The sequence below is a fragment of the Williamsia sp. genome, from assembly GCF_016462415.1.
In the GTDB taxonomy this organism is placed as follows: domain Bacteria; phylum Actinomycetota; class Actinomycetes; order Mycobacteriales; family Mycobacteriaceae; genus Williamsia_A.
On sequence record NZ_JAEMTF010000016.1, the window covers coordinates 55314 to 62875 of the forward strand.

Sequence of the window (7562 nt, forward strand, 5' to 3'; positions counted from 1 at the left end):
GCTCATGCGCTGAGTGTATGAGCGATGCGCAAATGATTCATTTCCTTTCGACGCGGGCGACTGGCATCGTTTGCAAGGGAAAGGGGCGAGATGACTGCAACTGCTTCGACGTATCAGGCCACGGGGACCGGGGCGCTCGCGCCGACCGGCCACCAGGCGGGGTCGGTGCCGTTCCGCAAGGCGACGATCGCGCTGTTCGCGGCGGGCATGGCCGCGTTCATGGCGATGTATCACGTTCAGGCGATGCTGCCGGTGTTCTCCGACCACTTCGGGGTCTCCCCCACCACGTCCGCTCTCACCGTGTCGTTGACCACCGGCATGCTGGCGTTGGCGATCATCCCGGCGAGCGTGTTGTCGGAGCGCTACGGGCGTATCCGCGTGATGGTCATCTCCGCGATCGCCGCGTCACTCCTCGGACTGTTGCTGCCGTGGTCGCCGAGTATCGAGATACTGCTCGGTGGGCGCGCACTCGTCGGCATCCTGTGCGCCGGTGTCCCCGCCGTCGCGATGGCGTACCTCGCGGAGGAGATCGACGGCCCCTCGCTCGGAAAAGCCATGGGCTACTACGTGTCCGGCACCACGATCGGTGGGCTGACCGGGCGTCTCGTCCCCGGACTGGCCGCCGACGTCGTCGACTGGCGATGGGCCCTGGAGGTCGCGTGCCTGGTGTCGCTGGCGTTCGCGCTCGTGTTCATCAAGCTGGTCCCTGCCTCGAAGAACTTCACACCCCAGCGCGTGACCATCCGTACGACGTTCTCGAACCTGTCCGGTCATCTCCGCGACACCCCGATGCTGTGTCTGTTCGGGTTGGCGTTCGTGCTGATGGGCGGGTTCGTCACGGTCTACAACTTCCTCGCCTACCGCCTGCTGGACTCCCCGTTCTCGTTGCCGCAGAGCATCGTCAGCCTGGTGTTCCTGATGTACCTGGCGGGGACGTTCTCCTCCACCTACGCCGGTCGGATGTCGGATCGCCACGGTCGGGGTCGCGTTCTCGGCGTCTCCATCGCGGTGATGGCAGTGGGCCTCGTGGTGACCGTTCCCGACTTCCTCCCGAGCACCCTCGTCGGCGTGTTCTTCTTCACCGCAGGCTTTTTCGGCGCGCACTCGGTGGCCAGCAGCTGGGTCGGAGCCCGCGCCAGCGACCACCGCGCCGAGGCCTCGTCGCTCTATCTCTTCGGCTACTACCTCGGTAGTTCGGTCGCCGGCGCCCTGGGCGGTATCGCGTTCTCGGCCTTCGGGTGGGTCGGTGTCGCGGGCTACGTCGGCGTACTGATGGTGGTCGGCGCGGTGCTCGCCGGGCTCGTCATCACCAACGTCGCCCGGGAGCCCGTCGAGTCCGTGACCTGACCAGCCCGTCCGACGCTCTTTAGTTCGTATAACGGTCGATACCGGTCCGCACATGAGATCGTGGCGCCATGAAATCACTGCCTGCTGTGCTCGCTGCCGCGGTCGGAGCAGCGGTCGCCGTCGTCTCGCTCCTCGGTCCCACCACATTCCAGGTGTTCGATTCCGCATTCGTCGGGTCGCGGTGGGACAGCTTCTTCAACAGCAGCGCGGCATTTGCCGCCGCGGCGGTACTCGTTGCGCTGGTGGTCGCGGTCTCGCTGCGCCACCTCGTGATTGCGCTCGTCGGCGCAGCCGTCGGGTTGATCGCGCTGGCGATTCTCGCCTTTACGATGACGAACGAGCAGGGCATCGGGTATCCGACCGCGATCGCGGGCGGACTGGTGCTGGGGTCACTCGCGGTGGTGACTCACCCGAACCCGTCGACCGGTGGGCGGGCGGGCCGGATCGGTCTCGCAGCCGGTGTCGTGGCCGGGTTCCTGCTCGCACAGTCGGTTCAGTCGTCGTTCGGTGGCTTCGGTGGGAACCGCAGGTCCGCTGATTATGGCGTCAGCACTCTCGTCGCGATCGAATCGAACCCCAGAGTCGCGACCCTTGTCGGAGCCGTCATCGCGTTGATCGCGCTCCTGGTCTTTGCCTCTCAGATCAGGGGCACCACATCGGTTGTCATCGGTCGGCCTGACACCACGGTCATCATCGCCGGCGTCGGTGTCCCTGTGGCGGTTGTTCTCCTGAGCTTCTGGTTACACGAGTCCGGGTCCACCGGCGGCGGGATCTCGCCGCCCGGATGGGTGTTCGGCAGCGTGGCGATCGTCATCGTGCTCACCGTTGCGCTCGTCATGCCGGGTCGAACGGGGTTGGCGTGGGTCGGGGCCGTGGCCCTGGTGGCGACGGGTGCGGCAGCGGACGTGTCCGATGTCGGCGGGCCGGTCGTCGTCGTGGTCGCAGTTCTCATCGGTCTCGGGGCCGCGGCGGCGCGGTGGCGGAATCTGCTGCCCGTGGGGATCGCGGTTCTCGTGGTCGTCGTCCTGTTCCAGCTGGTGCACGGCGACTCCTCTGTACTGGTCGCGGCGGCGGGCGCACTGTTCGTCGCACCGATCGCGGCGAGCTACACGGTGGCCGTCTGCATGTCCGACCCAGCGTCCTCGCAGCCGCTCGCCCACCCGGCGATCATTGCCACTGCGGTGTCCGCATGCGTTCCGCTGAGCGCTCTTCGCGGAGGAGCCGACTTCGGATGGACCGCATACACACCCCTCACCGACGCTCCCCCCGACATCGATCAGTTCGGTTTCCAATCCGCCACCGAGACAACCGTGGCGACCTCGGTCCTGAGCCTCATCGCGGCCGGCGTCGCCGCCTGGATCATCACCCGCCGACCCCACGAGCCGGTTACCGCTCCGCTTGCCGAGTGACGCTCCGCTTGCAAACGGAGCGTGGCTGGAGAAGTGGAGCGGGAATCGGTCGAGGTCAGTGACCGGACTCGACGACCGCGCCGCTGTCGATGTTGCGGGCGCTGGTGGACCGACCGAGGGCCGCGACCTCGGCGTCCATCTTGGGGATGATGCGTGGCGCCTGGTCGAGCGAACCCTTCTCACCGACCGGCGATGTGATCACACCGCGCAGCCACCCGAGCGCGCCCACCCAGCCCGGGACGTAGACGCGACGCTTGCGCTTCTCCAGACCTGCGACGAAGGCGTTGACGCACTTGTCGACGGTGGTGGTCTTGCTCAACGGCCCGGGCAGGCCGGCCAGCATCTCGGAGAACGCGGACAGGTCCTTCTTCGCGTCCTGGACCAGCGGGGTGTCGATCCACGACATGTGGGCCGAGCCGACGTCGACGCCGAGGTGCTTGACCTCCAGGCGCAGCGCGCTCGCGAAGTTCTCTGCGCCCGCCTTGCTGGCGTTGTAGGCGGCGAGGCCCGGTGCCGGCGCGAACGCGGCCAGCGACGACACCACCAGGATGTAGCCCTTGCGCTCGATCACCGACGGCAGCGCGGCGCGGACGGTGTGGAAGACGCCGTTGATGTTGATGTCGACGACCTTGCGGAAGGCGGCCGGGTCGACGTTGAGAACCGAGCCGTAGCTGGCGATTCCGGCGTTGGCCAGAACGTGGTCGATGCCGCCGAACCGTGCGATGCCCGCGGCCACGGCGGCCTCCATCGCCGACAGATCGGTCACGTCGGCTAGCGCACTCACACAGTTGTCGCCGAGCTCGTCGGCAATGAGCGCCAAGGTCGACTCGTCGACGTCGGTGATCACGACCTTCGCGCCGCGCTTGACCAGCGCACGTGCGGTCTCGGCGCCGATCCCGCGCGCCGCTCCGGTGATGAGAACGACCTTGCCCTTGACTGAACCCATGGGATCCACCCTAGAGGGCGAGCACGAACACTCCTAGGAGGTGACCTCGGCCCCTCGTCGCGGCGGGCACGCGTCGAGCCAGGTGTTCTCGGCCTCGTCGAAGACGCGCGAGCGGGCCAGGAACCTGACTCCCTCGGGAGCCTCGAGACTGAACCCGGCACCGCGCCCGGGCACGACGTCGAGGATCAGCTGGGTGTGTTTCCAGACCTCGTACTGATCGCCCTGGATCCAGACCCGTACTGCCGGAATGGGATCCGCCAACGTGATCTCGCCGAGCAACACGTCACGCTGACCGACGCGGAACTCACCGGCCGGATAACACATCGGCGCCGATCCGTCACAACATCCACCGGACTGGTGGATCATGAGGCCGCCGTGGAGCTCCGACAACTTGGTCAGGAGCTCCACGGCGGAGTCAGTTGCGACGACCCTGTCTGTAGCAGTCATCACGGTCTCCTTCTTCGGTGAAATCCCTTGCCGCTCTTGATCAGAAGCGACCGATCAGAAGAAGCCCTTCGCGTTCTGAGCGTAACCCACCAGCAGGTTCTTGGTCTGCTGGTAGTGCTCGAGCATCATCAGGTGGTTCTCACGCCCGATGCCCGAGGCCTTGTAGCCGCCGAAGGCCGCGTGCGCCGGGTAGTCGTGGTACGTGTTCGTCCACACGCGACCGGCCTGGATCTCACGTCCCGCGCGGTAGGCGGTGGCGCCGTCACGCGACCACACGCCCGCGCCCAGACCGTAGAGGGTGTCGTTGGCGATCGACATGGCGTCGGCGTAGTCGGAGAACGTCGCGACCGACAGCACGGGTCCGAAGATCTCCTCCTGGAAGATGCGCATCTTGTTGTTGCCCGCGAAGATCGTCGGCTTGATGTAGTAGCCGCCGGCCAGGTCACCGTCGAGCTTGAGCGGCTCGCCACCGGTGAGCACCTTGGCGCCCTCCTCCTGCCCGATGTTCAGGTACGAGGTGATCTTCTCGAACTGGTCGTTCGACGCCTGCGCGCCCATCATCGTGTCGGTGTCGAGCGGGTTGCCCTGCTTGATCGCCTCCGTGCGCTTGACCGCCAGGTCGATGAATTCGTCGTAGATCGACTCCTGGATCAGCGCGCGGCTCGGGCAGGTGCACACCTCGCCCTGGTTCAGCGCGAACATCGTGAAGCCCTCGAGTGCGCGGTCGCGGAAGCCGTCGTCGGACGCCATCACGTCGGCGAAGAAGATGTTCGGGCTCTTGCCGCCGAGCTCCAGGGTGACCGGGATGATGTTCTCCGACGCGTACTGCATGATCAGGCGGCCCGTGGTGGTCTCACCGGTGAACGCGATCTTGCGGATCCGGTTGCTCGACGCCAGCGGCTTGCCCGCCTCCACGCCGAAGCCGTTGACGATGTTGAGAACGCCGTCGGGCAGCAGGTCACCGATCAGCGAGATCAGGTACAGGATCGACGCGGGGGTCTGCTCGGCCGGCTTGAGGACGACCGCGTTTCCTGCGGCCAGGGCCGGGGCCAGCTTCCACACGGCCATCAGGATCGGGAAGTTCCACGGGATGATCTGTCCGACGACGCCGAGGGGCTCGTGGAAGTGGTAGGCGACGGTGTCCTCGTCGACCTGCGACAGCGAACCCTCCTGCGCACGAAGAGCACCCGCGAAGTAGCGGAAGTGGTCGACGGCGAGCGGGATGTCGGCGGCGAGACACTCGCGGACGGCCTTGCCGTTGTCCCACGACTCGGCGACAGCGATCTGGGTGAGGTTCTCCTCGATGCGGTCGGCGATCTTCAGCAGGATCAGTGAGCGCTCGGCGACGGCGGTCTTGCCCCACGCGGGCGCGGCCTTGTGTGCGGCGTCGAGGGCGAGGTCGATGTCCTCGGCGGTCGAGCGGGCGACCTCGCAGAAGGTCTTACCGTTGATCGGCGACGGGTTCTCGAAGTACTGGCCCTTGACCGGCGGGGTCCACTGTCCCCCGATCCAGTTGTCGTAGCGCTGCTCGAAGTTCATGACCGCGCCATCGGTTCCGGGGTTGGCGAACACTGCCATCGGATCTCTCCCTCATTGTCCGCAGGGCGGCAGGGGTCGAGTCACCCGAACCACACCCGCGGGGTGTCTGTGATGTACACCACAAAGCTACGCCGCATCACGTTGCAAGCCCGTTGCACGCAGATCCGGGGTGCGTACGTTGGGGTGATGACACAGGCATCAGTTATCCCCGTCGATCAAGGTCCGAAGATCACCGCACGGCAGGTCAACGTCAACGCCTCTGCCGCCGACATCTTCGCGCTGGTCGCCGACCCGCACCGCCACCATGAGCTGGACGGTTCCGGCACCGTGCGCGATTCCACGGTCAAGGGCCCCGACCGCCTGAAGAAGGGCGACAAGTTCAGCGTCGGGATGAAGCAGTTCGGCGTCCCCTACAAGATCACCTCGACTGTCACCGAGCTCGCCGACAACAAGGTCGTCGAGTGGCAGCACCCGATGGGCCACAAGTGGCGCTGGGAACTGGTCGAGACCGCACCCGGCAACACCCAGGTCACCGAGTCGTTCAACTACGGCACGGCCAAGGTGCCCGCGATGATCACCGCGTTCGGCTACGACAAGAAGAACGGCGACGGCATCACCAAGACGCTGGAACAACTGGCCAAGCGCTTCGCCTGATCTATTGATGTCGATAAGTCGGCTCTGAGCGTGCCGGCGTGGACGTATGCGTCACGCCGCACCGCTCAGGGCCGATTTTTCGACACCGGCTTGCGCAGCACAACCGCCCCGGCGATGTGGCCGTTCGGCACACCCGATGACTCGGCGACCCGGTACCCGGCACGTTCGTAGAGGTCGATGTTGCGCGCGCTCCGCGCGCCGGTGAACAACTCGAACGTCGTGGTCTCGGACGGTGCGAGTCGTTCAGCCTGCTCGAGGAGTCGACGTCCCAAGCCGCGGCCGGCCAGGTCGGGCGCCACCATCAGACGGCCGATCTCCCACGTGTCGCCGACGAGTCGTCCGCGCACCGCGCCGACGAGCCGCGTGCCATCGCGGACGGTGAGCACCGTCCATTCGCCGATCCAGGCGCGCACCTCGGCGAGAGACTCGTGCAGTGGCGGGATGTCGAGGGTGTCGTTGGCGATAGCCTCGGCCACCCAGCAACACCGTTGCAGGACATGTAGTTCGGCCGCGTCGGCAGCGGTGCAGTCAGCAGCGATTAACTCTGCCGCCCCCGCGGAGCCGAGGGTCGAGTCCGTGACCAGGCGCGCGTACCGGAACACGTCGCGCGGGATCCCGCCGATTCGTATCGCGCCTCGGCGCAGTCCCTCGCACCGGTAGCCGGCGCCGACCGCCGCCCGGCGTGAACTCGTGTTCCATGGCTCGATGTCGAGCTCGACCCGCACCGCGCCGTCGATGTCGAGCGCGAACTCGGTCGCGACCCGAAGCGCACGGGACGCAACGCGCTTACCTCGATGGTCGGCGCTCACCCAGTAACCGATGCGGATGAGACCGTTACGCGGATCGGTCAGCCACACCCCGATCTGCCCCATCGCCTCGTCGGTGCCCGCGTCGGCGATCGCGAACGAATAGCCCGCGCCGTCGCGCGAGCGCTCATGCTGGAGTTCGATTTATTCGCGGGCGGCTGCCTGTTCGACCTCCGCATCAACGGTCGGAATCCAGTCAACCAGCGGATCTCGAACTGCCGATACGGCGGGGACGAGATCCGCCGACGACAACGGCCGCAGCCTGATCCCGTCGCCGTGCAACACGGGAACGACCAGACCGGGCATGGCACCACCCGATCAATGGATGGTGCCCGGCGTCAACAGATTTTGGAACGAACGCGCTCACATCCGGGCGTATCGCGCCATGACGAAGGCGTAGATGCCGTACGTCGC

8 protein-coding genes are annotated in these 7562 nt (G+C 66.5%); 4 read left to right on the forward strand and 4 right to left on the reverse strand.

Features of this window, described 5'->3' with window-relative positions:
* The first annotated feature begins 90 nt into the window (after nt 1-90).
* Nucleotides 91-1347, forward strand: coding sequence for an MFS transporter (locus tag JHC79_RS06520; RefSeq protein ID WP_296389353.1), 1257 nt, complete (start codon nt 91-93; stop codon nt 1345-1347).
* Nucleotides 1348-1415: 68 nt separating this feature from the next.
* Nucleotides 1416-2756, forward strand: coding sequence for a hypothetical protein (locus JHC79_RS06525; RefSeq protein ID WP_296389354.1), 1341 nt, complete (start codon nt 1416-1418; stop codon nt 2754-2756).
* Between the two features lie 55 nt (nt 2757-2811).
* Here JHC79_RS06525 and JHC79_RS06530 read toward each other — a convergent pair whose 3' ends face one another.
* Genes JHC79_RS06530 through adh form a run of 3 tightly spaced genes read right to left on the reverse strand, consistent with a single transcriptional unit; the run spans nt 2812 to nt 5727 of the window.
* Entirely contained in the window at nt 2812-3702 is an 891-nt protein-coding gene (locus JHC79_RS06530; RefSeq protein ID WP_296389355.1) for an SDR family oxidoreductase, read from the reverse strand.
* 33 nt (nt 3703-3735) lie between these two features.
* Nucleotides 3736-4149: a DUF779 domain-containing protein gene (locus JHC79_RS06535; RefSeq protein WP_296389356.1), complete on the reverse strand. Its 414-nt coding sequence runs from the start codon at nt 4147-4149 to the stop codon at nt 3736-3738.
* Between the two features lie 54 nt (nt 4150-4203).
* Complete coding sequence (gene adh / locus JHC79_RS06540; RefSeq protein ID WP_296389357.1) at nt 4204-5727, reverse strand: aldehyde dehydrogenase; 1524 nt, start codon at nt 5725-5727, stop codon at nt 4204-4206.
* A gap of 147 nt (nt 5728-5874) precedes the next feature.
* Between adh and JHC79_RS06545 the strand changes: the two genes are divergently transcribed.
* Nucleotides 5875-6342: an SRPBCC family protein gene (locus JHC79_RS06545; protein ID WP_296389358.1), complete on the forward strand. Its 468-nt coding sequence runs from the start codon at nt 5875-5877 to the stop codon at nt 6340-6342.
* A gap of 65 nt (nt 6343-6407) precedes the next feature.
* Here JHC79_RS06545 and JHC79_RS06550 read toward each other — a convergent pair whose 3' ends face one another.
* Nucleotides 6408-7292, reverse strand: a complete 885-nt coding sequence (locus JHC79_RS06550; RefSeq protein ID WP_296389363.1) for a GNAT family N-acetyltransferase — start codon at nt 7290-7292, stop codon at nt 6408-6410.
* On the opposite strand from JHC79_RS06550, the gene JHC79_RS06555 reads away from it, so the two are divergent.
* On the forward strand, nt 7278-7562 hold a 285-nt coding region (locus JHC79_RS06555; protein WP_296389359.1), incomplete at its 3' end, for a hypothetical protein. The two genes, JHC79_RS06550 and JHC79_RS06555, sit on opposite strands and share 15 nt — an antisense overlap.

Bases quoted from the DNA above. Each gene is read 5' to 3' on its own strand.
- adh (WP_296389357.1), bottom strand. From the start codon at position 5,727: ATGGCAGTGTTCGCCAACCCCGGAACCGATGGCGCGGTCATGAACTTC.
- JHC79_RS06530 (WP_296389355.1), bottom strand. From the start codon at position 3,702: ATGGGTTCAGTCAAGGGCAAGGTCGTTCTCATCACCGGAGCGGCGCGC.
- JHC79_RS06520 (WP_296389353.1), top strand. From the start codon at position 91: ATGACTGCAACTGCTTCGACGTATCAGGCCACGGGGACCGGGGCGCTC.
- JHC79_RS06525 (WP_296389354.1), top strand. From the start codon at position 1,416: ATGAAATCACTGCCTGCTGTGCTCGCTGCCGCGGTCGGAGCAGCGGTC.
- JHC79_RS06545 (WP_296389358.1), top strand. From the start codon at position 5,875: ATGACACAGGCATCAGTTATCCCCGTCGATCAAGGTCCGAAGATCACC.
- JHC79_RS06535 (WP_296389356.1), bottom strand. From the start codon at position 4,149: ATGACTGCTACAGACAGGGTCGTCGCAACTGACTCCGCCGTGGAGCTC.